Annotated in this window: 20 protein-coding genes; 8 read left to right on the top strand and 12 right to left on the bottom strand. The window is 70.1% G+C overall.

The window, feature by feature from the left end; all coding sequences use genetic code 11:
• Nucleotides 1-385: 385 nt before the first annotated feature.
• The 4 genes from EU555_RS22555 (at nt 386) to EU555_RS22540 (ending at nt 5,866) form a co-directional block, all read left to right on the top strand.
• Complete coding sequence (locus EU555_RS22555; protein WP_395411332.1) at nt 386-919, top strand: lytic transglycosylase domain-containing protein; 534 nt, start codon at nt 386-388, stop codon at nt 917-919.
• A gap of 82 nt (nt 920-1,001) precedes the next feature.
• On the top strand, nt 1,002-3,362 hold the full coding sequence (locus tag EU555_RS22550) for a heavy metal translocating P-type ATPase (protein ID WP_099956033.1): 2,361 nt from the start codon (nt 1,002-1,004) through the stop codon (nt 3,360-3,362).
• A gap of 640 nt (nt 3,363-4,002) precedes the next feature.
• Nucleotides 4,003-4,314 (top strand): aminoglycoside adenylyltransferase domain-containing protein, encoded by a 312-nt coding sequence (locus tag EU555_RS37135; protein ID WP_245524439.1) that lies wholly within the window; start codon nt 4,003-4,005, stop codon nt 4,312-4,314.
• A 262-nt stretch (nt 4,315-4,576) separates the two neighbouring features.
• Nucleotides 4,577-5,866 carry a multidrug ABC transporter ATPase gene (locus tag EU555_RS22540; RefSeq protein ID WP_135417463.1) on the top strand — a complete coding sequence of 430 codons (1,290 nt, stop codon included), beginning with the start codon at nt 4,577-4,579 and terminating at the stop codon, nt 5,864-5,866.
• Between the two features lie 121 nt (nt 5,867-5,987).
• On the opposite strand, the gene EU555_RS22535 is transcribed toward EU555_RS22540, so the two are convergent.
• The 10 genes from EU555_RS22535 to EU555_RS22490 all read right to left on the bottom strand — a co-directional run bounded on the left by EU555_RS22535 (nt 5,988) and on the right by EU555_RS22490 (nt 18,223).
• On the bottom strand, nt 5,988-7,442 hold the full coding sequence (locus EU555_RS22535; RefSeq protein ID WP_091887283.1) for an NADH-quinone oxidoreductase subunit N: 1,455 nt from the start codon (nt 7,440-7,442) through the stop codon (nt 5,988-5,990).
• Nucleotides 7,439-8,914 carry a complex I subunit 4 family protein gene (locus EU555_RS22530; RefSeq protein WP_135417462.1) on the bottom strand — a complete coding sequence of 492 codons (1,476 nt, stop codon included), beginning with the start codon at nt 8,912-8,914 and terminating at the stop codon, nt 7,439-7,441. Before EU555_RS22530 ends, EU555_RS22535 begins: the two co-directional genes overlap by 4 nt.
• 15 nt (nt 8,915-8,929) lie before the next feature.
• Nucleotides 8,930-10,780, bottom strand: coding sequence for an NADH-quinone oxidoreductase subunit 5 family protein (locus EU555_RS22525; RefSeq protein WP_135417461.1), 1,851 nt, complete (start codon nt 10,778-10,780; stop codon nt 8,930-8,932).
• On the bottom strand, nt 10,777-11,088 hold the full coding sequence (nuoK, locus tag EU555_RS22520; protein ID WP_060850433.1) for an NADH-quinone oxidoreductase subunit NuoK: 312 nt from the start codon (nt 11,086-11,088) through the stop codon (nt 10,777-10,779). Before nuoK ends, EU555_RS22525 begins: the two co-directional genes overlap by 4 nt.
• A complete protein-coding gene (locus EU555_RS22515) occupies nt 11,085-12,023 on the bottom strand; it encodes an NADH-quinone oxidoreductase subunit J (RefSeq protein ID WP_091887277.1) in 939 nt (312 codons plus the stop codon). Before EU555_RS22515 ends, nuoK begins: the two co-directional genes overlap by 4 nt.
• The gene (locus EU555_RS22510) at nt 12,020-12,904 is read right to left on the bottom strand and encodes an NADH-quinone oxidoreductase subunit H (protein ID WP_238191352.1); all 885 of its coding nucleotides are present in this window, start codon (nt 12,902-12,904) and stop codon (nt 12,020-12,022) included. Before EU555_RS22510 ends, EU555_RS22515 begins: the two co-directional genes overlap by 4 nt.
• A gap of 8 nt (nt 12,905-12,912) precedes the next feature.
• The gene (locus EU555_RS22505) at nt 12,913-13,257 is read right to left on the bottom strand and encodes an NADH-quinone oxidoreductase subunit A (RefSeq protein WP_091887272.1); all 345 of its coding nucleotides are present in this window, start codon (nt 13,255-13,257) and stop codon (nt 12,913-12,915) included.
• Nucleotides 13,258-13,681: 424 nt separating this feature from the next.
• Entirely contained in the window at nt 13,682-15,109 is a 1,428-nt protein-coding gene (locus tag EU555_RS22500; RefSeq protein ID WP_135417460.1) for a calcium-binding protein, read from the bottom strand.
• 558 nt (nt 15,110-15,667) lie between these two features.
• Entirely contained in the window at nt 15,668-16,960 is a 1,293-nt protein-coding gene (locus tag EU555_RS22495; protein WP_135417459.1) for a type II restriction endonuclease, read from the bottom strand.
• Between the two features lie 930 nt (nt 16,961-17,890).
• Nucleotides 17,891-18,223: a four-helix bundle copper-binding protein gene (locus tag EU555_RS22490; RefSeq protein ID WP_091887265.1), complete on the bottom strand. Its 333-nt coding sequence runs from the start codon at nt 18,221-18,223 to the stop codon at nt 17,891-17,893.
• A 162-nt stretch (nt 18,224-18,385) separates the two neighbouring features.
• Here EU555_RS22490 and EU555_RS22485 point away from each other — a divergent pair, with 162 nt between their 5' ends.
• The 3 genes from EU555_RS22485 (at nt 18,386) to EU555_RS22475 (ending at nt 21,394) form a co-directional block, all read left to right on the top strand.
• On the top strand, nt 18,386-18,688 hold the full coding sequence (locus EU555_RS22485) for a metal-sensitive transcriptional regulator (protein WP_091887263.1): 303 nt from the start codon (nt 18,386-18,388) through the stop codon (nt 18,686-18,688).
• A 466-nt stretch (nt 18,689-19,154) separates the two neighbouring features.
• Complete coding sequence (locus EU555_RS22480; protein ID WP_135417458.1) at nt 19,155-20,516, top strand: hypothetical protein; 1,362 nt, start codon at nt 19,155-19,157, stop codon at nt 20,514-20,516.
• A 29-nt stretch (nt 20,517-20,545) separates the two neighbouring features.
• On the top strand, nt 20,546-21,394 hold the full coding sequence (locus EU555_RS22475) for a transporter (protein WP_135417457.1): 849 nt from the start codon (nt 20,546-20,548) through the stop codon (nt 21,392-21,394).
• 606 nt (nt 21,395-22,000) lie between these two features.
• On the opposite strand, the gene EU555_RS22470 is transcribed toward EU555_RS22475, so the two are convergent.
• Nucleotides 22,001-22,648 (bottom strand): methyltransferase domain-containing protein, encoded by a 648-nt coding sequence (locus tag EU555_RS22470; RefSeq protein WP_091887261.1) that lies wholly within the window; start codon nt 22,646-22,648, stop codon nt 22,001-22,003.
• Between the two features lie 130 nt (nt 22,649-22,778).
• Here EU555_RS22470 and EU555_RS22465 point away from each other — a divergent pair, with 130 nt between their 5' ends.
• Entirely contained in the window at nt 22,779-23,288 is a 510-nt protein-coding gene (locus EU555_RS22465) for a MerR family transcriptional regulator (protein WP_238191350.1), read from the top strand.
• 1,026 nt (nt 23,289-24,314) lie between these two features.
• Here EU555_RS22465 and gyrB read toward each other — a convergent pair.
• Nucleotides 24,315-26,741 (bottom strand): DNA topoisomerase (ATP-hydrolyzing) subunit B, encoded by a 2,427-nt coding sequence (gene gyrB, locus EU555_RS22460; protein WP_135417455.1) that lies wholly within the window; start codon nt 26,739-26,741, stop codon nt 24,315-24,317.
• Nucleotides 26,742-26,971 lie beyond the last annotated feature (230 nt).

Here is a 26,971-nt window from a genome sequence, read left to right as displayed (position 1 = left end):
GGGCGGTGATGCGCGAGCCCTGTAACCAAACCCCGCCCGCCCACGGACTCACCCCCAAAGGGAACCCACGGATGACCGCGACCGGCATGCGCTCGATGTCCGAGATGAAGCTGCCGCCCTTCGGGATCGCGCGCTTCCGGAAGCCGCGATGAGGCAATCATCCCCGACGAGGGCGGCGTCCCTGTCCGCGGAAGCGGCCGCCGGCATGCGAGGGGGGGTGCCGGGCGCCCTCGTCCTGCCTCGTCCCCGGCTGTTCCTCGTCCCGTGCGCGGCACTCCTCCTTTCATCCCCGGCGGTCGCCGTCGGGGGCGCGTCCGCCCCTACCGTAACGTCATCCGCGGGCGATGCGGCTCGCACGGCGTCGGATCAGGCCAGCTATCGGCGGATGCTCGCGCGCGAGGCCGAAGCGCGCGGAGTGCCCCCGGCCATCGCCGATGCCGTCGCGTACGTGGAGAGCGGGTACGATGCCGGCGCGGTCGGCGGGGTCGGCGAGCTCGGACTGATGCAGGTCCGGCCGACGACCGCGGCCATGCTCGGTCACACGGGTCCCGCCGGGGCCCTCCTCGATCCCGCGACCAACGTCCGCTTCGGCGTCGCCTACCTCGCACAAGCTTGGAAGCTCACGAAGGGCGATCTCTGCCGCACGCTGATGAAGTACAGGGCCGGTCACGGCGAGGAGCGGATGAGCCCGCGCTCCGCCACGTACTGCCAGCGGGTGCGGGTCCGCCTCGCGGCGACCGACGCTTCCCTCGCCGGGACCGCCTCACCCTCCTTCCGGGGGAGCGTCCGCGGGGTTTCCGCGGCACGCCTCACGGAAAGCGATCCCCGTTCGGCAATCGCTCGGCGCCTGTGGGCCGAGCATGCGGCGCGTGTCCGCGGCATCGGGGCGCGCATCGACCGCATCATGCGCGGCGGCTGAGAACCTGTCGGAGCAAGCCACGTGAACGTCCGCTCCAGCCCGGTCCCGCCCGCCGTCGGCGGCAGCTTGGAGGTCTGAACCCATGGCCCACGCCCACCACGCGCACCATGCCCACGGGAACCGTCACGGCCACGGCGCGGCGTGCGCTGCCGGGGAAACCGCGACGGACCCCGTCTGCGGCATGCAGGTCGACCCTTCGGTCACGCCCCACCATGCCGAGCACGAGCACGCGACCTACCACTTCTGCTCGGCGGGCTGCCGCGCGAAGTTCGTGGCCGAGCCGGCACGCTACCTGGCGGCTGACAAAGGGCCACCGGAAGCCCCTGGCGGGGCGATCTACACCTGTCCGATGCACCCGGAGATCCGCCGCGACCGACCGGGCAGCTGCCCGATCTGCGGGATGGCGCTGGAGCCGCTCACGCCGACGAGCGGTCCGGTCGAGAACGCCGAGCTCAAGGACATGAGCCGCCGCTTCTGGGTCGGCCTCGTCCTGACCCTGCCCGTCTTCGCCCTGGAGATGGGGGGACATCTGACCGGCCTCGTCGACCGCCTCGGCCTGCAAACCTCGAACTGGGTCCAGTTGCTGCTCGCCTCGCCGGTCGTCCTCTGGGCGGGGTGGCCGTTCTTCGAGCGGGGCTGGCAGTCGCTGGTGAACCGCCGCCTCAACATGTTCACCCTCATCGCCCTCGGGACCGGCGCGGCCTACCTCTACAGCGTCGCCGCGACCGTGGCGCCGGGGCTCTTCCCCGAAGGCCTGCGCGGCCATGACGGGGCGGTGCCGGCCTACTTCGAGGCCGCGGCGGTCATCACCGTCCTGGTGCTGCTCGGGCAGGTGCTGGAACACGGGGCCCGCGAGCGCACCTCGGGCGCGATCCGGGCGCTGCTCGACCTCGCCCCGCAGAAGGCCCTGCGTCTCGGGACGGGAGGGGCCGACGAGGAGGTGCTCGTCTCGGCGGTGGCTGTCGGGGACCACCTGCGCGTCCGGCCCGGCGAGAAGGTGCCGGTCGACGGCGAGGTCGTCGAAGGGCGCTCGGCGGTGGAGGAGTCGATGATCAGCGGCGAGCCTCTCCCCGTCTCGGTGGAGCCCGGTTCCCTCGTGGTGGGCGGGAGCCTGAACACGACCGGGGGCTTCGTCATGCGCGCAACGCGAGTCGGGTCCGAGACCACGCTGGCCCGCATCGTCGCGATGGTCGCCGAGGCCCAGCGCTCGCGCGCGCCCGTCCAGCGCCTGGTGGACGATGCGGCGGCCTGGTTCGTCCCCGTGGTCATCTCCGTCGCCGCCTTCGCCTTCGTCGCCTGGATGGCCTTCGGGCCGGAGCCACGCTTCACCTACGCGCTCCTCGGGGCGGTCGCGGTCCTCATCATCGCCTGCCCCTGCGCCCTCGGCCTGGCGACGCCGATGTCGATCATGGTCGGGGTCGGTCGCGGCGCCCGGGACGGGGTGCTGGTCAAGAACGCCGAGGCCCTGGAGCGGTTGGAGAAGGTCGACACGCTCGTCATCGACAAGACCGGGACCCTAACCGAGGGCAGGCCCAAGGTCACCGGCGTGCTCCCGGCCCCCGGTTTCACGGACGCCGACGTGCTGCGCCTCGCCGCCGCGGTCGAACGCGCGAGCGAGCATCCCCTGGCCCTCGCCATCGTCCGGGCCGCGGACGCGCGCGTCGTCCCGGGCGCCGTGGCGTCCGACTTCGAGGCACCGACCGGCAAGGGGGCGCTCGGCACGGTCGAGGGGCGTCGCGTAGCCATCGGCAACGCGCGTTTCCTGGAGGAGCATGCGACGGACGTGGCGCTTCTCCAGGCGCGGGCCGAGAAGGTGCGGAGCCGAGGCGCGACGGCGGTCCTCGTCGCCGTGGGCGGGAAGCCGGCCGGCGTCATCGCCATCGAGGACCCCATCAAGACGAGCACGTTCGAGGCCCTCCGACGGCTTCGGGAGGAAGGGTTGCGCATCGTCATGTTGACCGGCGACAGCCGGACGACGGCCGAGTTCGTCGCCAAGGCGCTCGGCATCGACGAGGTCGAGGCCGAGATTCTTCCCGACCGCAAGGCGGAGGTGGTCAGGACGCTCCAGGGTCACGGCGCGGTCGTGGCGATGGCTGGTGACGGAGTCAACGACGCGCCGGCCCTAGCCGCGGCGGACGTGGGCATAGCGATGGGCGGCGGCGCCGACGTGGCCATCGAGAGCGCGGGCGTTACGCTGCTCCGCGGGGACCTGTTCGGCATCGTCAGGGCCCGGGGCCTGTCCCGGGCAACGATGCGCAACATCCGCCAGAACCTGTTCTTCGCCTTCATCTACAACGCGCTGGGCGTGCCGGTCGCCGCCGGACTGCTCTACCCGTTCCTCGGCATCCTTCTCTCGCCGGTCATCGCGGCGGCCGCGATGGCGCTCTCGTCGGTCAGCGTGATCGGCAACGCCCTGCGCCTGCGCGCGGCGCGGTTCGGCTGAGACGCGGCCGTGACCTGCGCATCGCCATCCTTCGCCGACGGACCTCGCCCAACCCGCGGCGTGCAGGCCCGGCGCAGTCGAAGCCGGGGACGTGCCCCCTCCCCCTCCGAGCAACCGCATGAGCCCGTGGAGACCGTGACCACGCACCCGCTCGCACTCGGCGTCGCGGACGCCTACCTCGCCCTGGTCGATGCCGTCGTCCCGGAGTTCGTCGAGGCCTTGTACCTCGTCGGTTCCGCCGCCATGGGCGACTTCCGGCCCCCGCTCAGCGACGTGAATTTCGTGGCGGTGTCCCTGGCTCGCCCGGGGCGGGGGGGAGCTGGCCGCCCTCGCCGAGGCCCACGCCGACCTCGCGCTCGGTTGGCCGGCCCCGGCGCTCGACGGCATCTACCTGACCTGGAACGACCTGCGGGCCGGCCCGCTTGCCGTCCCGAACAGCCCCTGCGTCCAGCGGGGGCGACTTTTCGAGTCCGGGTGCCACGACCAGCATCCGCTCACTTGGAGCGTCCTAAGGGCCAGCGCAGTCACCGTTCGCGGTCCACTCTGCGCGGGCACCGGGCTCTGGCGTGGTGCGGCCCATCTCGAACGATGGGCCCTGGCCAGCGCCAATGGATGCTGGGGCATATGGCTCGGACCCGATATGGCGGACGAGACACTCCTCGCGGCGGACGGGGTCGAACGGTTCGTCCTCGGTATGTGCCGGCTCCATTACGTACTCGCAACCGGGGTCGTACCCTCGAAGAGCAACGCCGGCCTGTATGGGTTGATCACCTTCCAGCCGGAGTGGCATCGCATCATCGACGAAGCCCTACGCGTCCGTAGGGAGCCCGAGGCGGCCGGCCTCTACGGGACGCTTGGAGAGCGCGGCCGCGACGCGTTGGCTGTTGTCCGCATCGTCGCGGACGATGCACGAACGCTCGTCGTCAGTCCTGGCGGTTCCAGACCGGGCTGAAGGGGCTGGTCCCCAAATCGCCCGGTCGGGAACGGCCGCGCTGCGGTTCGCGGTAGCCTACGCCGTCCAGAGCTTGGCCGTTACGCCAGGCATGCGGGCGGGCCGCGGAAAGGGAGCCAACGTGATCGGCCTTCGTTCTGCCGGACGCCCCTCCGGCGTTCCCGGGAGAGGCAGGCCTTAGCCTATTCGGAGGTATTCGGGCTAGGCGCGCTGCGCCCTTCTGCCCGAACAACCGCCAGAGCCTTGTCGCCAGGAGTACCCGTTGCTTACCCCGCCAATCATCCACGACCTGATCCATCAGACGTTGGGCCTCGACCACACCCGCACCCACTGGTGGGTGGACCTCGTCACCGTCCTGGTCCTCGTCGTGGCGCCTGGCTGGACCGCTTGGCTCGCTGCCCGGTCGGGCCTGCGCTGGGCCGCCGCCCGGTGGCATCGCACCCGCGGGATGGCGGCGCTTCCGCCACCCGCCGCGGCCATGGACGAGCCGGGACGGCCGAGCTCTCGTCCGGCCGTGGCGGCGCGGCTGGAGTCCTACGTCGTGCGTGCGACGTCGCGGCTGCAGGTCCGTCTCGTGCTCCTCTCCGTCCTGACGCTGCCGGCGGCCTGGCTCCTCCTTGAGATCCCCAAGCACATCATCAACCACGCCCTTGCCGATGACGCGGGCGACGGTCACCCGAAGATGGCCTTCGTCGGCCTCCATCTGGGCCGCATCGAGCTGCTGTTCGCGCTGTGCGCCAGCTACCTGGCCGTGCTCACGCTCAGCGGTCTCGCCAAGTACGCGGTCAGTCGGGTCCGGGGGCGCGTGAACGAGCGCCTCGTGCGCCGCCTCCGCCTCGCCGTCGTCCGTCGCGCGCGCGGCGAGCGCTCCCCCGAACGGGGGGCCACGCTAGCCGCCGTCGCGGTCCAGGAGATCGAGCCCATCGGCTACTTCGGCGGCAGCCTAGTGGTGGTGCCGCTCGTCCAAGGTGGCACGCTCGTGACCAGCATCGTGTTCCTCCTCCTGCAGAACGCCGCCCTGGCCATGGCAGCCCTGATCATGCTGCCGGTCCAGCTGAGTATCCTGCCGCGGTTGCAGGGGCGGTTGAACGCGAAGGTCCGGCAAAGGGTGCATGCCACGCGGGAGCTGGGGGCGCTCCTCACCGCTCCCGCGCTCGCGCGGCAGGCCGGCCGCGAGGCGTGCGAGCCCTCCGACCTGAGCCGGCAGATGCGGCAGGCCCGGAAGCTTGAGGGGGTGCGCATCGAGATCAACGACCTGAAGGGCCGGCTCAAGGGCCTCTACAACTACACCTCAAACCTCACCCCGTTCTTCTTCTTCTCGATCGGCGGCTACCTCGTCGTGCAGGGTCAGCTCTCGCTCGGCGCGCTCGTCGCAGCCCTGGCCGCCTACAAGGAGATCGCCCCGGCCATGCGCGAGCTGTTCGACTTCGCCCAGGCCTGGTCCGACGCGAGCGCGCGCTTCGAGGAGGTCACCAAGGCCCTCAGGCCGGCGGGGCATGGGGATCACGCGACGGAGAGGTCGGCGCGCGACCGGACCGTTCGGGCGGCCTGAGCGAAGCCGGCGAGCGCCGGAGCCTCGCGAGAAGGCGTCCGGCCCCGCGCGACGACGCCATCCCGCATGGCCGGGCGCCCCTGGGAGGCGGCACCTCCCTCACCCTCCGGCACGGCCGCTCCTACCGCAGCAGCGTCGCGCCGAGCTGTGCCAGCCCGCGCCCCAGGCCCGGCGCGATGCCGAGGCCCAGCGTCCCTGCCGTGCACAAGCCGAGCGCCCATGCGTAGCCGGAGCCGGATGCCGGCCCCTCGGCACGGTCCGGGTCCCTGAAGTACGTCTCCGCGATGACGGCCGCGTAGTAGAACAGCGCCACCGCCATGTTGGCGGCGGCCACCACGGCCAGCCAAGCGAAGCCGCCCTCGATGGCGGCCACGAGCAGGAAGACCTTGCCGGCGAAGCCCGCCAACGGCGGGACGCCCGCGAGCGACAGGAGGGCGAGCGCCAGCGCCGCCGCTGGCCCCGGCGCCCGCCGTCCGAGGCCGCGGATCGCGGCGAGGGCGTCGCTCCCGGTCATGCGCTCGACCTGCGCGACCACCGCGAACGCCGAGAGGTTCATCAGGAGATAGGCCGCGAGGTAATAGCCTATGGCCGGCAGGGCGTCCGGGGCCTGCCCGGCCACCGCAACCCCCATCAGCACGTAGCCGGCCTGGGCGATGCTCGAATAGGCCAGCAGGCGCTTCAGGCTCGCCTGGCGGAGGGCCACCAGGTTGCCGAAGGTCATCGTCGCGGCGGCCAGGAGCGCGAGCACGGTCGGCCAGGCGGCGAGGCCGTCCGGCATCGCTGCCAGCAGGAAGCGGATGAGGCCGGCGAAGGCTGCCACCTTCGGCACGACCGAGACGAAGCCCGAGGCGGGGGCCGTCCCGCCCTGGAACACGTCCGGGGCCCAGACGTGGAACGGCACCAGCGTCATCTCGAAGCCGTAGCCGACGAGGACCAAGCCGAAGGCCAGCGCCACCCAGGCCCGGTCGGCGCCGGCCAACCCCGCCCCAATGGCCCGCAGGTTCAGGCTGCCGGTGAGGCCGAACAGGAAGGTGAGGCCGTAGGCCATCACCGCCAGCGCGGCGGCGCCGTAGAGGAAGTACTTGAGCGTCGCCTCCTGGGCCGGTCCGTCGCTCCGCACGAGCAGGACGAGCAGGTAGGAGGGGAAGCTCACCATCTGCAGGAACAGGATGATGAGGCCGAGATCCGTCGCCGCCGTGAGCCCCATGCCACCGACGGTCGCCATGAGCAGCGCGACCGGGTGGTGCGGTTCCTGCTCGCTCCCGCGGAAGTGGGACCCGAGCGCGAGCAGGCTCACCAGGGCGCCGGCCTCGATGACCAACTGGTAGAAGCCCCGGAACGGATCGACGGCGTAGGTGCCGCAGAAGGCCTCGCGCGGCGGGGCCGTCAGCATCGGCGCGGTCAGGCCCATCGCGACGAGCAGGGCGAGGAGCGCGACGGCGGCGGGCAGGCGGCGCCACCGGCCCCGGACCCAGCCGGCAACCGGGACCAGCGCGAGGGCGCTTCCCGCCAGGACCATCTCGGGCGCGACGGCGCCGAGATCCATGCAGCCGCCCATCGTCTGCCCGCCGGTCATGGAAGGTGCGCCAGGGCTGCGGTCGTGCCGTCGAGCAGCGCGACGAGGACGGCCGGCAGGACGCCGATGCCGACCGCCAGGGCCGCGAGCGCCCCCGCCGCGCCCGCCTCGGCCGCCGTGAGGGGCGGCAGCGCCGGCATGTCGGGCGGCGCCCGACCCATCAGCAGGCCCGTCATCAACCGGAGGTAGACCGCGGTCGTCACGACGAGCGCGAGGACGGCGAGCGCGGCGACCCAGGCGGAGAGCTGCAGGGCGGCGCCGATGGCCTGGAACTCCGCGATGAAGCCGGACAGGCCCGGGAGCCCGAGCGAGCCGAAGGCGAGCAGGCCGAACAGCCCGCTGAAGGCCGGCATCGCGCCGATCAGGCCGCCGAAGCGGGCGAGTTCCCGCGTGCCGGCGCGGTGCTGGAGCATGCCCACGAGCAGGAACATGCCGCCGGTCAGGAAGCCGTGGCTGACCATCTGCACGGCGGCGCCGTTGAGCGCCAGCCGGCGCACGCCCTCGTTGCCGGCCAGCGCCGCCACCGCGACGCCGAGCGTGACGAAGCCCATATGGTTGACGGAGGTGTAGGCGACGAGCCGCTTCATGTCGGACTGCGCCAGCGCCGCCAGGGCGCCGTGAAGGAGCGAGGCGAGCGCCAGCGCGACGAGGAGCCAGCCGAACCGGGAGGCGGTTTCCGGCAGGACCGGCAGGAGGACGGCGAGCATGCCGTAGCCGCCCATCTTGAGCTGGAGACCGGCCAGCACGACGCTGCCCTCGGTCGGCGCCTCGACATGCGCGTCGGGCAACCAGTTGTGCAGCGGCACCACCGGGAGCTTCACCCCGAACCCGAGGAGGAGGGCCAGGAAGACGAGGCCGCCCGCGAGCGGGGTCCGGTCCAGCGGCCGCGCCTGGACGATGGCCGGAAGCGAGAAGGTGTGGGGCTCCATGGCGAGGTAGAGGGCGAGGAAACCGAGCAGCATGGCGAGGCTGCCGGCGCGGGTGTAGAGGAAGAACTTGAGCGCCGCGTACCGCCGCCGCTCCCCGCCCCAGATGCCGACGATGAAGTACATCGGTACCAGGCCGACCTCGAAGAACAGGTAGAACAGCAGCAGGTCCTGCGCCGCGAACAATCCGATCAGCCCGGTCGCGAGCAGGAGGAAGAGGAAGGCGTGGGCGTGCGCCCGGTCGTGCTCGCCCAGCACGTAGACCATCACCACCGTGAGCAGGAGGGCGGTGAGCAGGATCAGCGACAGGGAGAGGCCGCTGACGGCGACGTCGTACGCCGCCCCGACCGACGGGATCCACGGCAGGGTCGCCCGCCATTGCAGGCCTCCCCCTGGCTCGAATCCGGCCCAGAGCGCCAGCGCCGCGGCGAGCGTCAGGATCGCGCCGCCGAGAGCGACGTGACGCGCGAGACCCGGGCGGCCGCGCGGCAACGCCAGCACGACGAGGCCCGTCAGGAGGGGGAGGAAGATCGTCGCCGTGAGCATCGGGTCAACTCGGGTTCAGGGCCAGAGCAGGAGGGCGCCGGCCGCCAGGGCGGCCGTGGCCCAGGCGAACAGGCCGAGCGTGTAGAGGTAGAGGCGGCCGGCTTGGAGCGCGCGGAGCTGCTCGCCCCCGGCGGCCAGCCAAGCCGCGAGCCCGTCCCCCAGGCGTGCGAAGCCGCGCACCTCGATGCGACCGGCCGCCTCGCCGGCGCCCCAGGTCCACCCGGCGACGCGTCGGGCTGCCGCGTCGAGCGCGTCCTCAAGGGGTCCGAGGCGCCGGGCGAGCTGCGTCGTCCAGCGTGCCGGGGCCGCCGTGGCCGCCGAAAGCCCGGCGGCGAGCCGAGCCGGCCACGGGCCGAGCGCGGGTGATCCGCCCCTTCCCCTGGCAACCCCGATGCCGAGGCCGAGGAGGCCGGCCGCGATGCCGAGGTTCCGCCAGGAGACCTCCGCCCCGGGGTCGGCCTCGATCGGCAGGAGGGCGCCGAGGCTGCCGGCCAGCAGCCAGCCGAGTACCGCCGCGGCGAGCGCCAGCGCGAGCGTGCCCGCGCGCATCGTCCAGGCGGTCTTGCCGGTCCCGGCCCGGTCTCGGCGCCGGCCTAGGAAGGCTGCGGTCCCCGCGCGACCGATGTAGGTCCCGCCGAGAAGGACGAGCAGCACAACGAGCGCCCCCGCCCCCGGACCGTGTTGCGACGCGACGGCGAGGATGCCCTCCTCGCTCCAGAATCCGGAGAGCGGCGGAACGCCGGCGAGTGCGAGGGCCGCGACGAGGAAGGCGGCTCCCGCGAGGGGCAGGGCGCGGAAAAGGCCGCCCAGGCGGTCGAGCGCGCGCGTGCCCGCCCGCTCCTGCACGATGCCCGCCGCGAGGAACAGGGTTGACTTGAAGGCCGCATGCACCGCGAGGTGGAAGGCCGCGGCGCGGGCGCCGCCGAGGCCGAGCGCGACCATCATCTCTCCGAGTTGGGAGCAGGTGGACCAGGCGAGCACCCGCTTCAGGTCCGCCTCGGCGGTCGCGACGAGCGCCGCGAAGACCGCCGTGACCGCACCGACCCAGAACAGGGCAGCCATCGCGAGCGGGGCCGCGGCGAAGACCGCGTCGAGGCGAAGGACGAGGAACACGCCGGCGGCGACCATGGTGGCCGAATGCAGCAGGGCCGAGACCGGGGTGGGCCCGACCATTGCGTCGGGGAGCCACGCGGAGAACGGCAGCTGGGCGCTCTTGCCGAGCGCGGCGGCGAGCATGAGGAGCGCCATCGCGGTCACCGCGCCGGGAGCGACCCTGCCCGCCTCGACGGCCCCGGCGAGAGCGCCAATGTCCGTGGTCCCCGTGGCTGCGAGCGCCAGCAACCATCCGAGCAGGAGGCCGACGTCGCCGGCCCTCGTCATCAGGAACGCCTTGGAGGCTGCACCGGCGGCCCCCGGCGCGTCGTGCTCGAAGCCGATCAGCAGGAAGGACGCCAAACCGACCATCTCCCAGGCCGCGAACAGGAGCGCGAGGGAGTTCGCCAGGACGAGGGCCAGCATGGCCCCTACGAACAGGCCGAGTTCGGCGAAGAAGCGGGGCCGGTCCGGGCGGCCGCCCATGTAGCCGACCCCGTAGGTGGCGACGCATACGGCGACGCCGGCGACGACCATCGCGACGAACCGGGTGAGAGGGGTCGCCGCGAGCCCGACGGTCAGCCGGTAGTCCCCGCTCTCGAACCAGCTCACGGTCATCGTTGCCCCGGTCGGGACCAGCGCGAGCGCGACGAGGGAGAGGGCGACCCCGGCGACCACGAGTTCGCCGCCGCCCCATGGCAGGCGCCGGCCGGCGGCGAGGGCCGTGACTGCCGCGAGGAGCGGCAGGAGGGGGATGGCCAGGAGCGCCGTCATCCGTTCAGGTCGGTGTAGGCGTCGACCTCGACGGTCCGGCGCTGCCGGTAGAGCAGCAGTACGAGGGCGAGACCGATGGCCATCTCGATAGCCCCCACGGTGACGACCAGGATGGCGAGGACCTGCGCGGAGTAGTCGGTCGGCGCGGTGAAGCGCCAGAACGCGACGACGTTCAGGCCGATGGCGTTGAGGAGCACCTCGACCCCCATCAGGACCATGACCGCCGAGCGCTGGGCGACGACGGTGTAGACGCCGATGGCGAACAGGAGCGCGGCGACGACGAGATAGGCGGTCAGCGGCACGGTCATCCGACGTGGTCCTCGTGTCCGTGGTGGCTCCCGTGGTGCTCCGGTTCGGGCGCGCCGCCCGCTTCCGCGAGCGGAGCCAATCGGTCGTCCCGGATGGCCTCCGGCTTCGCGTCGACGGCGGCCTTTGCGGCGCGCGAGGGGTCGTCCGGGTGGGTCGAGGGCCGGGCAAGCAGCACGGCGCCGAAGATGCCGATCAGGATCAGGAAGCCTGCGCCCTCGAAAGCGACCATGTACTTGTCCATGAGAAGGTTGCCGACCCGCCGGGCCGAGTCGGGATCCGGTACCGCGTCGGTCACGGGCCAAGCCGGCCGCAGGAACAGCATGCCCACTAGGACGACCCCGGCGGCGGCTGCGAGCCAGGCCGCGAGGGGGCGCACGGGCGTCACCATGGACATGTCCATTCCGCCGTGGCCGCCATCCCCGTGCTGGTGGTCTGCGTGCCGGTGCTCCGCATGTCCGCCGTGGGCGCCGTGTGGCATGGCACCACCCCCGTGGTCGCGCGCGTGGCCGTGCCGTCCCTCGCCGTGCGGCATGGCATGGCCCTCGTGCCGGTTCCCGGCGTGGCTGCGGCCCTCGCCGCTCGCAGGGTCGTCCTGTCCCGCGCTTGTGGCCTCGTCGCGCGGCACCAGGCCCTTGCTGAACCAGCGCTCCAGCGGGGACAGCTCCATGCCGGCCATCATCGCCCCGCCGGGATCGTGCATGACCAGCACCATGAACAGGATCATGACGAGGAAGCCCCCGATGTACATCATGACCTGGAGCAGCCCGATCAGGTCGGCCGACAGCAGGATGAACAGGCCGGCGACGCCGATGAACGAGGCCATCAGGAAGATGCCGGAGCGGAACATACTCATCGTCGTCGCCATGCCGAGCGCGCCGGCGACGGCGACGAAGGAGCAGGCCCCGAAGGCAAGGATATCGAAGGCGGCCATCATGCGCCGGGCCCCACCCCGAGGAGGATCAGGCCGCCGACGAGGAGCACGTTGACGAGGCCGAGCGGGATCAGGATCTTCCAGGAGAGGGCCAGCGTCTCCGCCGTCGAGAGCGGGCGAACGAGGCGCCCGAGCCCGAGCATCAGCGCCATCAGGCCGTACGTCTTCGCGAGCATCCAGGCCCATCCCGGGAGCCAGGGACCCGAGGGACCTCCCAGATAGAGCACCGCCCCGACCGCGGCGACGACCAGGAGCACGCCGGCGAGCGCTACCCGCCAGACGAGCGCGGACCAGCCGCCAGCGACACCGAGCACGCCGCCGCCCAGCGAGGCCGCGAACGGCTCCAGGAACGGGGCGCGATACGACTGCATCAGCCCGGTGACGACGTAGAGCAGGAAGCCCAAGGGCTGCAGGACGACGAACCAGAGGCCGCGCTGCGCGTCGACCACCGCCACGGTCGACAACGAACGGGCCATCATGATCACGCCGACGTAGGCGAGCCCGAGCGGCACGACGTACGCCACGAGCTGGGCGACGATGCGGTAGCATGCCTCGACCCCCTCGGGGGTATTCGCGCCCCAGCCGGCGAGAGCCAGGCCCAGCACCACGAAATCCACGACGACGATGACGTAGAAGAGGCCGATGCCGAGGTCCCTCCCGATCAACCCGGGGCCGAGGGGCAGCACGACCATGGCGAGCGCGACGCCCGCGAGCGCCACGACCGGACCGGCCGGCAGCAGCCATCGGTCGGCGTTGGGCAGTTGGAGGTTGTGCCGCAGCTCGGTGTGCCGCGCCGGGCCGGCCTCCCGGTCGATGCGAACGAACGCGTGCTCGACCGCGAGCGTCAGGGCAGCCCCCCCGAGCAGGGCGCCCAGGACCGCCAAGGCCGCCGCTACTCCCATCGCAGCCCGCCCATGCCCCAGGCGTAGGCGATGCCAGCCGACAGGAGCGCGATGAAGACCAGCATGTCGAGGAAGGCGCTCATGCCGATGTCGGCGAAGACGACCGCCCACGGGTACATGAAGATCATCTCCATGTCGAAGGCGAGGAAGATCAGCGCGTAGACCGCGTAACCGAAGCGGAACTGCGCCCACGCGGGGGGAGCGCGGACGGTCCGCGTTGGCGCGCGCGCGAACGCGGCCACGGCCAGCAGCGCAAGGCCCATGGCCATGAGCAGCACGAGGGCCACGAACCCGAAATCACCCAGGACTGGGCTTTGCGCCGGCATCCGCTCCATTCCCTTCTCCTGCTGACCGCCCCCACCCGAGGCAGGGCCCCTCCGTGGCCTGGGACGCCTAGGCGACGTGGCCCGCATGTCGACGGCGTCAATCCTCCGCGAACGCCCGCCCCGCATGGTCGTCGACAGGCGGAGGAGGTTGGCGAAGGCGCTGAGCAGACCGACCGCGGGAAGCGCGGCTTCGGCCCCGCGGAGCGGGCCTTCCCCCCTCCTCCCCGACCTCGGCACCCCCGGGGGTGGACGAACTCTCGATGCGGCTCATCGTGGCGGCCCTGCTACGGGGTGGTCCGGGGATCCAGGCCGGCGTGGGAACGCACGGTCCGGCGGCTCGGGGAAGTGGTCGGGCGCTCGCGGCCGTGCCGCGGGCACCATCCTGCCTCAGACACCGTGGCAGGTGAGGCTCGCCAGCCGCAGGTATCGCCGGCTATTGAAAGATGAGCTGGGAGCCGACCGACGTGATGGCCGGGTCGTTCACGAAGGCGCCTGCCCGTCCGTCGTCCGCGTTGAACATGAAATCGTCCTGGGCCATCTGGCTCTTCGTCAGGCCTTCAAGGAAGATCGACCCGTTGCCCTGGTCCGTCTGCCAGCTGACCAGGAGGCCGGTGTGCCCGTCGTCGTGCGCCGAGACCCCGTCGGCAACGGTGACTTGGCTCGGCAGGATGTCCCGGAACGCGATATGGTCGAAGGCGCCCGGGCCGGCGTCGAAGCCGCCGGTGACGACGTCGTTCCCGGTATCGGGTCCCACGATGAAGGCGTCGGCGCCGTCGCCGCCGTTCAGCTCGTCGTTCCCCTTGCCGCCGTCGAGCATGTCGTGGCCGGCGCCGGCGTAGAGCTTGTCGTTGCCGTCCTCGCCCATGAGGTTGTCGGCCTGATCGCCGCCGTACAACCGGTCCGAGCCGGCGCCGCCCCTGAGGTCGTCCTGGCCCGCACCGCCGTCGAGGACGTCGTCGCCGGCATCGCCGCGTAGATCGTCGTCCCCGGCAGCCCCGAACAGCAGGTCGTTCCCGCCTAGGCCAAAGTAGTAGTCCCGCTCGCCGGTGCCTTGGAATGTATCGGCTTGGCTGGAGCCTTCCCTTACGTTGAACTCGTCGAAGCGGAACGTGTTTGCGGAACCGGTGTCACTCCCCGGGTTCGGGGCGCCGAGGTTGAAGCCCTCGTCCTTCGCGTAGCTCAAGGCGGTGACGTGGTCCGCGTCCGCGCTCGTCGGCTGAATGAGCATCCTGTCGTCCGTGAACATGAAATCGTCCTGCGCGAGGTCCGTCTTCCGGACGCCCGCCAGCAGGACCGAGCCCTCGCCCCCGGTCACGTCCCAGCTGATCTTCACACCGGCGGAAGTGTCTTGGAACCTGAGGTCCTCGGGCGCGAGGTCCCGTACCGCGAGGTGGTCCAGGATGCCGGGACCGGCGGAGAAGTCGGTGATGACGTCGTTGCCGCTGTCGGGCGAGATGACGAAGGCATCGCCTCCCGGACCGCCTGTCAGGATGTCGTTGCCGGGACCGCCCTCAAGATCGCCGTGTCCGACGCCCTCGTTGAGATAGTCGTTCCCTTCGGCGCCACGCAATGCGTCCGCGGCCCCGCCGCCGATCAGGACGTCGTTTCCCTTGCCGCCGTCGAGGTGGTCCATGCCGGCGCCCCCCAGGAGGACGTCGTTGCCCTTGCCGCCCTGCAGGTCATCGTCTTGGCCTCGGCCGGCGAGATAGTCGCTCCCGCCTCGGCCGAAGGCGATGTCCATCCGGCCGGTGCCGGGGTAGGCGTCGGGATCTCGCTCTCCGATGAGCAATCGGTAGTCGCCGAAGTCCTCCTGAACGTTGTGGTCGTTCGCAGGGACTTGGTGGTGCGAGCGATGCGACATGAGGGGTCTCCTGCCGATGAGCCAAGAATCGGAAGCCAACCCGCCCGGGTTGCGCATCCGCCTATACCCCATCGGGGTAGGCAGGCTTCCAACACCCCGCCCGCGAAGCTGTTTCATCCCTACCGCGGCGCGGGGCGGTTTGACGCAGGCCCCGCCGTGCGCTCCGCGTCGGAACGGATTGCCACGGTCCCGCCGCTCCGGACGCCTTGACACCTGGTTCCAGGAAACGGGCAGGTGTTCGGAATACGTGTCCCGAACCCCCTCGGGGTATATCCCACTCCCGAGTGGGCCCTTCGTCGCGGCGGGGTGCTGACGGCGTCGACCACCGGGGTGGATGCCCGATCAGGTTGACCGCGGAAAGCTGGCCACCGGCCCAAGGCGGTAGTTGTCCGCATCCCCCGCGATTTGCCCGGATGCGCCTTACGAAGCAGCCGGGGCCAAGCGTAAGTCAGCGTCGTCGAGGGGACGGGGTGCCCGAGTCGGCTTTGGCCGGCGCGGCCGGCACGAACGCTCGTGATGTCTCACTAGGCCGGAGAGAGGGGCCGCGCGGCCTGGACATCACCTGGGCGCGCCGACCGGCCGTGCGATGGCCAGCACTCCCTTGAGGCCGGTTCCGAAGCGCGCGATGGTCTCGCGATGCCCCCGCAGCTCGCTGTACGGCAGGTAACGAAGATCCAGCTCGCTCACACGCGAGAAGGCAGGTCTGGCGAACTGCGCCCGGACGTCCTCCTCCCTGTTGTCGGGCGCGACGAGGAAGAGGTTGCGGGCCGTCCCGCCCTCGACGCCGAGCGCCAAGTCGAGCATCCGCACGATCCCGGAGTATATGCTCGTCGTATGCTCGACCTCGAAGGCCGCCGCCACGTCCCCGCTCGCCTTTTCGAGCCAGATCACGTCGATGAGCCGGACCGTTTCGGCCGTTCCGTTGGCGGTGAGCCGTTCGGGTAACCGGTCGAGGCAGCCGTCGGACAGCCTGCCGCCTGCGTAAGGACGGCCCCCGTCATTCGAGGCGACCCAGACGTCGAAACCGAGCGCGAGCCCGAGGTCCCGGAGCCAGCCCTGGATCTCGGTGTGGGTATGGTCGGCCTCGCTTGCGGCCTGGGCCGCCTTCGAGGCGGCGCCGGCCGCCTCCGCCCGCACGCGTTCGAGATCCTCCCGCCATCGCTCCAGCGCCCCGGTGGCATCCCGCTCGGGAAGCGGGTAGCGCCCCGACCCGACGTCGAACAGGAAGCCGGCTACGGCGCCGAGGTCGTTCGACAGGAGCGTCCGGTGGGCGGCGTTGAGGGCAAGGATGCCTTGGCGCATCGCGAGGTACTCGTCCCACCTGCCGAGCTTCACGTTGGCGCCCATGAGCGCGTTGAAGCCCTTGACGATGGCGGTGTTGAACGGGGAGGCCACGGTCGGATGCAGGAAGTACAGCAGGTTCGCCGCGGCCGGGCCAAGCCCTTTAATGCGCGACTGGTCGAGCGTTCGGATGGCCGCCAGGACCTGCGCCTCGGCGTTGCAGCAAAGGCAGGCGTCGAGGAAGCGCCCAAAGGCCAGCTGGTTGGCCCGATCCTCGTAGATGTCAGGGATGCGAAGCTTGGGCTTCCAGAGGAAGGCATGGTCGGCGCCCTTGAACACCTGGCGCTGCTCGGCGATGGAGGAGACGATGGTCTCCAGCGAGGAGCCGCGGTAGGCGTTGCCGAAGGTGTCGGACCGGATCTCGTCTATGACCGCCTGGATGCCGCGCCGGATCGAGCGGAAGTTCTTGATGCGCTCCTCCCACAGGAACCACGTTCTGTAGGAGGCGCCTGGGTCCTCGCGCCAGTGCCGGATGAGATTGACGATCCAGGCGTCGTTCACGTTCGTCATATTCGGGGGCTTGGTGGTCGTGGCTCCCGAATATGCCTGGTCGGGGTATCAGGCACCACAGGGCCGTGGACGCGCAGGCAGGGTTTCCGATGATGGCGGGAGGGTGTCGCAACCGTGCAACAGATGCGAGAGGCGTCGGTGATGGCGGGGCGCACGCGCCCAGGCGGCATGCCGATAGCAGCTCCCGGAGATCAGTGCCGCGGCTCATCCCGTGAAGCTTTTCCTAACCGGCGGTCCCGCACACATGAGAAGCGGACTGCCGTGGGCGAGTCCGCGGCGCAAGGTGACGGGCGCACTGCGGCCTGCGTCCGTTGCGCATCAAGGCCGGGGCCGACGGCGCGAGACCCGGGGGCCGCCCACGGCGACCGCCACGCAGGCGAGGCGGTCCCGCCGCGCCGATTGGTCCCGCCCATCCGCATGTTCTGGGCCCGGGCGCTGACGGTCCGGCACCGTGCCTGTACGTGCATCGTCGGCATGCGGGGATCTCGCCCCGCGCGGGCCGGCGGTGCGCTGGCCGTGGCGACGCCGTTCGAGGACGCTGCGCCGCCAGTGGTCCCAGCGGCACGCGGCACGAGCTGGTCGGCCTTCCTCGCAATTCCTCCACGCCCATGAAGGCGAGCGGGGAGCCTCTGGGATGCCGGAGAGCCTGGCGCAGCCCGGGGCCAGCCCGGCCCCGACAAGGATGGCGTCCGACGAACCGATGAACTCGCCGCGAAGCCTGGTGGATCCCTCCGGCGGACTGGCCGGCTCGGCTGTCCGGGCGCGGGGGCAGTGATATGTGCCATGAGGCCCGACGCGATTGCACCTGACACCTCCCAAGCCGGCCCGGGCAGGGCATCGGTCAGAAGGGCCGGCGGGACAACCGGGACGAGGCGGCGCGCAGGGAATGCCGCCGAGCGGCCGTGTCCTGAGCCGCCCCGGACGAGCGGTTCAGGCCGCCATCTTCCGACAGCTTTCCGCGCAGCGGCGGCACTGGTCGACGCAGTGCTGCATATCGCCCACCTGCTCGCAGCTCCGCGCGCAATCCTCGCACACGTCGGCGCACTCGCGGCAGGTGTGCTTATGATGGCTCGTGCCGAGGAGCATGAAGTGCGCCGAGGTGCGGCAGATCTCGGCGCAGGCGAGCATGAGGCGAAGATGCTCCGCCTCGACGTGCTTCCCGCCGGCGGGCAGGCAGTGGTTGGATGCCATGCCGAGGCAGGTCTGGTAGCAGCGCAGGCACTCGTCGATGCATGCCTGCATGTCCGGTCTCATCTGGTGCATTGTGTCGCTCGCATTGTTGGACGTTCGGCCAAGCCTTACTATGGCTGCGTGGGCCCGCCCGCGCGGAGCGGGCCCACGACGAAGAGGCAACATACCCAGGCAGGGTATGGTTCCAAAACCCTGGGCCGGCGGCCGCCCGTCCCATCAGAGGCGCAAGGCAGCATGTCGGGTTCCGAAAAGGACCACGGTGGGGTCACGGTCAACCACAAGCAGCAACTCCCCCGGCTGCGTCGCATCGAAGGGCAGGTGCGTGGCATCCAGCAAATGATCGAGACGGAGCGATACTGCGTCGACGTCGCGCACCAGATCGATGCCGTCATCGCCGCGTTGCGCCGAGTGCAGTCCGACATGATCCGCGACCATATGCACGGGTTGGTGCAAGCCTCCGTCGCGAGCAACCTCTCGCAGGAGGAGCGGCAGCGCCTGGCCGACGAGATCGGCAGCCTTATCGGCAGGATCGTGTAGCCGAGGGCAGGACTGTCGGATGTCAGGCGCTGCGAGCGCCCTGCCACGACCGGGTCGCCCCTCGTGCCGCATCCCGGCGTTGCGGCCCGGACGCATGCGCGGTCCCGAAGGCCGACCGGCGCCGCGGGACCGCGGGCGGCACAACCTGTACGCCCCCTGGCGTCCAAGCGCGATGCGGCCCTGGAACGGCCGCGGGCCTTGGGCCATGCATAGCGATGGTCGGCTCGGTCCTGGCAGGCCGACCAGCCGCCGCGGACTGGGGGGATCGGTCCCGGCACACCTCCAGGCGGCGGAAGCCGGCGCATGGCCGACAAGGCCCGCCCTGTCCCTCGCCCTCAAGAGTGGCGGTGAGGCAACACTTCGGCCCGATGAGAACCGCCCAAGGGATCACGGGTGAATAGCCTTTGACCCCGGTTCCCGACGGTTTTACCCCATTGGGGTATAATCTTGGAGGGGACAAATGAGGATGGCGACGCGGAGAGCGTTCCTGGGTGGCGCCGCGGCATCCGCGGTCGCACTGGCGGCGCAAGGAGCGGGCGCGAGGCGGGCGTTCGCGCTCGAACAGCGCAACGGCGTCGACTTCCTGCGAGGCCCCTACAACCTGGCATTCTTCTACCGGCACAACCTGGCCTACCGCATCGGGGCCGGCATGCACTTCTTCCACTCGAAGCAACACGACCTGCTGCAGTTGACGCGCTTCGAGGACCACGCCGCGGTCGACGCGCGCTTCGACCGGGAAGCTCTGGAGTGGCTGCTCAACCCGCCGGCGACCGAGCCGGAGATGCCGTACTACTCGTCCTATGTCGACCGGGCGATGCACACGCTGTTTCGGACCATCGACTGGACGCATATGCACCACGAGCAGACCTACGACGTGATGGCCTTTCGTGAGATCCCGTGGGCCGAGAAGAAGGCTTGGACAGACCGTGCGGTCAAGTATTACTTGACCATGCAGACCGAGGGTATCCCGCGTAGTCCGGCGCCACTGGAGCTGACGATGCGGCGCGCGGGCATCATGATGAAGCCCTACTTCAATTACTTCCGGAATTTTTATCCACTCGACCAAAGCCTATTCTACGTCGCGCACTGGTGGCACCCGGCGGTTTACGAGGCGCAGATGATCTCGGGCAACCAGGACCAGGAGGCCGCCATCAAGGGCGTGGAGGACGTCATGCATCGCGAGGTCATCCCGAACCGCCCGGGCCGGATGGTGCTCTCGCGCGAGATCATGCCGCGCTACTCTCGCATGAGCCCGGAGAGCGCGAACATCTTCGACAATCTGCACATGCTCCACGGCATCGCCTACTCGATCCTCGCCTACAAGGGCTGGTCCGTCGAGGAGAAGCGGGCCGAGATGTACCGCGTCATCCAGGCCATGGGGTACCAACCGGGGGACGAGGCTTACGCCCGCAAGTTCGGCGAGCCCCATCCAACATACGACCCGCGCACCTACCCGAACTGGGTGCGTTCGCCACAGGGCGCCATGGGCATGATCATGATGGACATGCTTATGGAGATGCTGCCCATGATGTACCCTGGGGGGCTATCCAAGGTGGAGAAGTCCGCCGTCATGCAGCAGATGATGAAGAACGGGCGGCTCGGCATTGAGCCGGGCGAGATCCCGGGCTCTCTGCACGACGCCATCATGCGTGTCGCGCCCGGGATGAGGATGATGCCCGGCGCGACCGAACCGGGCGAGACGCCGCGGATGATGACCGAGACGATGGAGGCGAACTGGCGACGGAAGGCCGAGCGCATGCCCGACATCGCTCCCATCGACATGGGCGTCGAGCCCTCGCTGGGCGCCGCCCGCATCGCCTCCCGCTGACCGCCCCGACGCCCGACAGGAACTCCGTCATGAAGCATCACGTGCGCCTGGCCGCCGGGGCCGCCGCGTTCGCCATCATTGCCTGCGACGCCCTCCCGGTGCGCGCCGCCGACCATACGAACCTCGAACAGGGCCTGCCCGTCGTCATCGAGGATGCCTACCCGATCAAGGAGAACGGACTGGAGATCCAGGGGTACCTCCGCTACGACAGGGCTCCCCGGAGTGACCCTGACGGCCGGAATCGCCTGTTCGTGGTCCCGCGCGTGGAGTGGGGCGCGACCAAGAACTTCCAACTGTCAGTCGAGACGCCATACGCGGTTGGCGATGCGAGCGAGACGAAGCAGGGTGCCGCCACGGTTCAGGGCCTCTACAACCTCAACACGGAAGGCCTCTATCTGCCGGCCTTCGCGGTGGCGGCCGGCGTGAGCCAACCCTATGGGTACCGCAACGGCGGGACCGAGACCGAGCTGAAGTTCCTCGCGACGAAGTCGCTGGGAACGCCGGACCCCGAAGGCACGTCGCCATTCTCCTACGTGCCGCGTCAGATCCACTTCAACGCGTCTTGGTTCCACAACTTCGACCCGCTCACGGGTCGCGATGCCGAGAGGACGGACCGCTACCGCGTCGGCGTCGCCTACAGCCAGCCCGTGACGAACGAGTTGGTCGTCGTCGCGGATGTCTACCGTGAGACGGACAGGGACCGCAGGCGCGCGTCGAACATGGCCGAGGTCGGTGTCCGCTACCTGCTGACGCCCCAAACCGTCCTCTCGGGCAGCGCCGGCGTCGGGTTCGGCGGCGACCGCAACCAGGATTTCCGGTTCGTGGCAGGCATCCAGCACACGCTGAGCTACCCGTTCAGCTTCGACCCGCCCCGATGAGCGGCCGCGCCGGTACGAGTTCCGCCCACCGCGGGACCTGCTCGGCCCTACGTACCGGGTCGCCTTCGCCCAACGCCGGAGCCATCGTGAAGAGGACGAAGGCGCCGACCCTGGCCATCACGCAAGCCAATTCCGATACCTGAAGAGCTGCGTCGCGGATGCGTCGCCAAGCCTCCCGAGAAGCTCGCCTCCGTGGAGCGGGAGGCCATCGCCGTAGCCTCGCGATGCAACAGGCCGAATGGGTGGGGCACTGAGCGGGCCGGCGCCTGACCCTGCATGTGCCGTGCGCTCCGGCAGCCGGATGCGGTCGATGGACATCACCCTGCCCAAAGGGCAAACGCCCATGAGGCGCCGCCCGGGACCTGCGTTTGGCAAGTCAAACGGACCAAGGCGTAGAACGCTGTGCCGTCACCGCTCGGGTCGGGAACCTGGTCGCGAGAGCGTCCTGGCAAGCGGTAGACGGATGATGACGGCCATTGGCCAGCAACTGCGAACGCCTTCGGGCGGCCCTCGCGCTCTGTTCGACCGATGATCTCCAGCGCCTCGTGCGTGACATTCCGTCAAGGTGCAGGCGCCCGGCATCGACGGCGGCATGATGGCAGCGTCTCAGCGCCTGGATGCCCGGACGACGGCCACTCTTGCGACGAGCACCGAATGCGAGCCGAGGCGCTTGACGCGCGCGAAGCCAGCTTCGGAAAGGATGTCGGGCCACGTTCCGTCCATGTGTTGTCGGAGGCGCGTCTCGCCGAGCATCATGGACGCGACCTTGACCAAGGCGCCTTCCTGCGCCCCACGCGCCGCATCAAGATCCGAGGCGAGCAGGCTTCCTTGCCGCCGCAGGACGCGCAACAACTCGCGCGCGATCCGAAGCTTTCCTTCCTGCGGCTCGCAATGCAGGGCCATCACCGAAGCCGCCTTGTCGAAGGAGGCGGGAGGGAACGGCATGCGACCGCGGGCCTCGTACGCGAACGCCTTCACGTTCGCGAGACCCGCCGCCGCCGCATCGGCCCGGGTCGCGGCGGCGCGCTCTGCATCCGCTTCCAAGCCGACGAACCCAGTGCCCGGAAACCTCCTCGCGAGCCCGAGCACGGGTTCGGCCTGTGGCCCCCTGACATAGAGGATGCGCTCGCCGGCCTCGGGAGCAAGGGCGGCTATAAGGGGCTCGGTGCAGGCCGGGTCCCGCATCAGGACGGGATAGGTCCGCTCGAAGCCGCGCCTGGCTATCCACCGGCGCGCGCCAAGGATGAGGTTCATTGTCGAAGAAACCGTTCAGGTCGACGCCAATGGCTACGTCGGCCCTGGGCGTGTCGGCCCCAGGGTGACGGCGGCCATTCCGACCATAGCCGCTTTCGGCCATGGGTGTACCACTACCGGGTAAGGGTACATGGCAGGCACTGCAAGCGGGGAACTCGGACCATGTCCTCCGCCCACCTCATGCGCTAAGGTCCACGGCCTCGGAAGTGGAAGAGGCCTTCGGGTGACGATCTCAATCGGTGAACTGTCGCGACGCTCGGGCGTGCGCATACCTACAATAAGGTACTATGAGCAGAATCGCCTCATTTCGGCCCCGGCTCGAACCGAGGGCCAGCAGCGACGCTACACTGAGGAGGATGTGGTTCGGTTGAGCTTCGTCCGACAGGCCAGAGAACTCGGATTGGAGGTCGATGCGATCCGCGAACTCCTCGAACTGGGAACAGGGCATAGTGGCTCGCCCGAGGAAGCTGCCAGGCTGGCCCTGCGCCACAGGGATGAAACGGACCGGCGGATCGCCCTGCTCACGGCACTCCGGTCCGAGCTTGGGCGTCTTGTGGCCGAATACGGCCGTGGACGTCTCCACGGAGGGCGTCTCCTTGAGGTGCTTGCGCAACCGGATATCGCGGATGGCGAACGCTGACCGTCTTGGCGCACGGGTATTCCGAAGGACCAGGGGCTCCTCCCCTGCCCCGGTGCTCCCAAGCGGGCAGCCCATCCCACCCGGTCCGCGCGGGGCACAACGCTCATCCTAGCAGCCGACCGGACCATCGAACACGTTCGTGGCCTTCGTGCCGCCGCAGGTGTACCGTTGCTCCGCGCCGAGCGCGATGAGCGCACTCGTTCATCAAGGAGCCCCCGATGTCCGGTGCAGTGCAGGGAAGCCTCGCGGGCCTCGTCTTGCTTGCACAAGGGAGTATGGCGCCCGTCCCGGACCCCCGTGTTGACCTGCTCGTTCCCGGTCTCCTGGCGCACCAACTTGGTACCCTGTGTGCGAGCCGGAACCCGGGTTTCCTGCCATCGACCGGTGACGCCAAAAGCCTGCTGTTCGCTTATGCCATGCACCTGAAGCAGGAGGTGTTCTCGTCCAACCCTGCGGAGTAAGCCGAGCGTCTGTTCGTCCGAGCCGCACAAGCCGCGCGCGATGCCGCGCGCCAGGAGGTTCGCCCCTTTTCGGCGCTGCCGCCCAAGGATGCGGGCGAAGCTCTCGACCGCTGGTGCGCGCTCACGGTGAGGACATTTGTGCTCACGACGTTGAGCGAGCATGGCGATGACCACGCGGCGTACATGAGGCAGCTCGGACAGGCGCCGTGAGGTGCATGCGTGCCCCGCCCCGGCTACCAAGATACCTCGGCTTGTGCCCGGCGTACCGTCGCCTGGCGGCTCAAAGACGTGAAGCCCTCACAAACAGGCGGGAGCACCATGGGCCAACCAACTGCGGCGCTAGCAATGCAAGCCCTGCCGGAAAGAGTTAGGACGGTCCCTGCTGCGGAGGCCGTTGTCCTGCAACTCGGCAGCGAGCCGCTCAGCAGCCGCAACCAGACAGGGTCCCGAGCAATATGGGTGTAAACTAGCGAGTGGATGAGCGTTTTGGGTGAAAAACAGCTCCCGTTGCAGCCCAATTGGGTCAAACGGGAGCTGTTATGGGTACAGGCAGAGCCAACCGGTATCACACGTCGAGATTGGCCACGTTCAGCGCGTTCTCCTGGATGAACTCCCGGCGCGGCTCGACCACGTCGCCCATCAGCTTGACGAAGAGGTCGTCGGCGTCGGTCGTGTCCTTGACCTTCACCTGCAGGAGCGAGCGCACGTCGCGGTCGAGGGTGGTCTCCCAGAGCTGCTGGGCGGTCATCTCGCCCAAGCCCTTGTAGCGCTGCAGCTGCAGGCCCTTGCGGCCGAGCGCCATCATGCCCTCGAACAGGGCGACCGGGCCGTAGAGCGTGGTCTGGTCGCCCCGGCGCACCAGGGTGACGGGGGCGCCGTAGATCTCGCTCAGGGTCTCGGCCCGCTCGTCGAGGCGGCGCGCCTCCTGCGAGGAGATCAAGGCCTCGTCCAGCACCGCGACCTGGCGCACGCCTCTGAGCGTCCGCGACAGCACGTAGCCGCCGTCCCGGGCCTCGCCCTCCCAGCCGCGCTCGATCTCGTCCGCGATGGCGTTGAGGCGCCGCGCGATCTCGTCGGCCACCACCTCGGCCTCGGCCGGGTTGCCGGCCACCGATGGCCGCAGGGCGCCGGCGATCGCCGCCTGCTCGACCACGACGCGGTCGTAGCGCGAATGCATCCCGTGCAGGACCTGGCGCACGCCCCGCGCCTCGTCGACAAGCGCCTTGAGCTGCGCCCCGCCGAACTCGGTGCCGGTGGCGAGCTTGAGCACCGCCCCCTCGACGCCGCCGTCGATCAGGTAATCCTCGAGGGCTCGGTCGTCTTTCAGGTAGATCGCGGTCTTGCCCTTCTGGGCTTTGTAGAGCGGCGGCTGGGCGATGTAGAGGTGGCCGCGGTCGATCAGCTCCGGCATCTGGCGGAAGAAGAACGTCAGGAGCAGCGTGCGGATGTGCGAGCCGTCGACATCCGCATCCGTCATGATGATGATGCGGTGATAGCGCAGCTTGTCGGGGTTGAACTCCTCGCGGCCGATGCCGGTGCCGAGCGCGGTGATCAGCGTGCCGATCTCCTGGCTCGACAGCATCTTGTCGAAGCGCGCCCGCTCGACGTTGAGGATCTTTCCGCGCAGCGGCAGGACCGCCTGGAACGTCCGGTCGCGACCCTGCTTCGCCGAGCCGCCGGCCGAGTCGCCCTCGACCAGGAGGATCTCGCATTTCGAGGGGTCGCGCTCCTGGCAGTCGGCGAGCTTGCCGGGGAGCGAGGCGATGTCGAGCGCGCCCTTGCGCCGGGTCAGCTCGCGCGCCTTGCGGGCGGCCTCGCGGGCGGCCGCCGCCTCGGCCACCTTGCCGACGATGGTCTTCGCTTCGGACGGGTGCTCCTCGAGCCAGGTCGACAGGCCCTCGTTGAGGACGTTCTCGACCACCGGGCGCACCTCGGACGAGACCAGCTTGTCCTTGGTCTGCGACGAGAATTTGGGGTCCGGCACCTTGACCGAGATGATCGCGGTCAGGCCTTCGCGGCAATCGTCGCCGGTGAGCGAGACCTTCTCGCGCTTGGCGATGCCGGAGGATTCGGCGTAGCCGGTGATCTGGCGGGTGAGCGCCGCCCGGAACCCCGCCATGTGCGTGCCGCCGTCGCGCTGCGGGATGTTGTTGGTGAAGGGCAGCACCGTCTCGTGATAGCTGTCGTTCCACCACAGGGCGACCTCGACGCCGATGCCGTCGCGCTCGGCGCGCACCACCACCGGCTGGGTCACCAGCGGAGTCTTGGTCCGGTCGAGGTAGCGCACGAAGGCCTCGACGCCGCCCTCGTAGACCAGCTCCTCGCGCTTGTGCTCGGCGTGGCGGGCGTCGGTCAGCACGATGCGCACGCCGGAATTGAGGAAGGCGAGCTCGCGCAGGCGCTTCTCCAGCGTCGCGTAGTCGAACTCGACCATCGTGAAGGTGTCGGTCGAGGGCAGGAACGTCACCTCGGTGCCGCGGCGGTCGCCCGCCGGGCCGACCGCCGCGAGGGGCGAGACCGCGTCGCCGTGGCGGAACTCCATCGCGTGCTCCTGGCCGGCGCGCCAGATACGCAGGCGCAGCCAGGTCGAGAGGGCGTTCACCACCGAGACGCCCACGCCGTGCAGGCCGCCCGAGACCTTGTAGGAGTTCTGGTCGAACTTACCCCCGGCGTGGAGCTGGGTCATGATGACCTCGGCCGCCGAGACGCCCTCCTCCGGGTGGATGTCGGTCGGGATGCCGCGGCCGTTGTCGGAGACCGTGCAGGAGCCGTCCGGGTTGAGGGTGACGGTGACGAGGGTGGCGTGGCCGGCCAGCGCCTCGTCGATGGCGTTGTCGACGACCTCGTACACCATGTGGTGCAGGCCCGAGCCGTCGTCGGTGTCGCCGATATACATGCCCGGCCGCTTGCGCACCGCGTCCAGGCCCTTGAGGACCTTGATCGAGTCGGCGCCGTAGGTGTCGGGGGTCAGATCGCGGGCGGGTTCGGCCATGTCGGTTCCTGATGCGGGCGGGCGCGCGTCACGGGGTGCCGCGGTCCGCGCCGGCGCCGGATCGGATCCGGCACCGTCTGGGTCTCTTCGTGTCTCACGGGGCCCGGGTCGCGGAAAGCCACGGCCCGGTCGATGCGTGATGTAAGCATTCCGCCTTGAAATTGCATCGTTTTCGGCGCCACAGGGGGGCGCTTTTCGGTGCCCGGCGGGTGCCCCGTCCGCCCCGGCGG

Source organism: Methylobacterium nonmethylotrophicum (genome assembly GCF_004745635.1).
GTDB lineage: Bacteria > Pseudomonadota > Alphaproteobacteria > Rhizobiales > Beijerinckiaceae > Methylobacterium > Methylobacterium nonmethylotrophicum.
The sequence above is the reverse complement of the archived record's forward strand: the minus strand, read 5'-3'. Positions and strand labels throughout refer to the sequence as shown.

Excerpts from the sequence above, each read along its gene's own strand:
- EU555_RS22555 (WP_395411332.1), top strand. The coding sequence starts at position 386 with ATGCTCGCGCGCGAGGCCGAAGCGCGCGGAGTGCCCCCGGCCATCGCC.
- EU555_RS22550 (WP_099956033.1), top strand. The coding sequence starts at position 1,002 with ATGGCCCACGCCCACCACGCGCACCATGCCCACGGGAACCGTCACGGC.
- EU555_RS37135 (WP_245524439.1), top strand. The coding sequence starts at position 4,003 with ATGGCGGACGAGACACTCCTCGCGGCGGACGGGGTCGAACGGTTCGTC.
- EU555_RS22535 (WP_091887283.1), bottom strand. The coding sequence starts at position 7,442 with ATGACCGGCGGGCAGACGATGGGCGGCTGCATGGATCTCGGCGCCGTC.
- EU555_RS22530 (WP_135417462.1), bottom strand. The coding sequence starts at position 8,914 with ATGCTCACGGCGACGATCTTCCTCCCCCTCCTGACGGGCCTCGTCGTG.
- EU555_RS22525 (WP_135417461.1), bottom strand. The coding sequence starts at position 10,780 with ATGACGGCGCTCCTGGCCATCCCCCTCCTGCCGCTCCTCGCGGCAGTC.
- nuoK (WP_060850433.1), bottom strand. The coding sequence starts at position 11,088 with ATGACCGTGCCGCTGACCGCCTATCTCGTCGTCGCCGCGCTCCTGTTC.
- EU555_RS22515 (WP_091887277.1), bottom strand. The coding sequence starts at position 12,023 with ATGATGGCCGCCTTCGATATCCTTGCCTTCGGGGCCTGCTCCTTCGTC.
- EU555_RS22505 (WP_091887272.1), bottom strand. The coding sequence starts at position 13,257 with ATGGAGCGGATGCCGGCGCAAAGCCCAGTCCTGGGTGATTTCGGGTTC.
- EU555_RS22500 (WP_135417460.1), bottom strand. The coding sequence starts at position 15,109 with ATGTCGCATCGCTCGCACCACCAAGTCCCTGCGAACGACCACAACGTT.
- EU555_RS22495 (WP_135417459.1), bottom strand. The coding sequence starts at position 16,960 with ATGACGAACGTGAACGACGCCTGGATCGTCAATCTCATCCGGCACTGG.
- EU555_RS22490 (WP_091887265.1), bottom strand. The coding sequence starts at position 18,223 with ATGCACCAGATGAGACCGGACATGCAGGCATGCATCGACGAGTGCCTG.
- EU555_RS22485 (WP_091887263.1), top strand. The coding sequence starts at position 18,386 with ATGTCGGGTTCCGAAAAGGACCACGGTGGGGTCACGGTCAACCACAAG.
- EU555_RS22480 (WP_135417458.1), top strand. The coding sequence starts at position 19,155 with ATGGCGACGCGGAGAGCGTTCCTGGGTGGCGCCGCGGCATCCGCGGTC.
- EU555_RS22475 (WP_135417457.1), top strand. The coding sequence starts at position 20,546 with ATGAAGCATCACGTGCGCCTGGCCGCCGGGGCCGCCGCGTTCGCCATC.
- EU555_RS22470 (WP_091887261.1), bottom strand. The coding sequence starts at position 22,648 with ATGAACCTCATCCTTGGCGCGCGCCGGTGGATAGCCAGGCGCGGCTTC.
- EU555_RS22465 (WP_238191350.1), top strand. The coding sequence starts at position 22,779 with ATGGCAGGCACTGCAAGCGGGGAACTCGGACCATGTCCTCCGCCCACC.
- gyrB (WP_135417455.1), bottom strand. The coding sequence starts at position 26,741 with ATGGCCGAACCCGCCCGCGATCTGACCCCCGACACCTACGGCGCCGAC.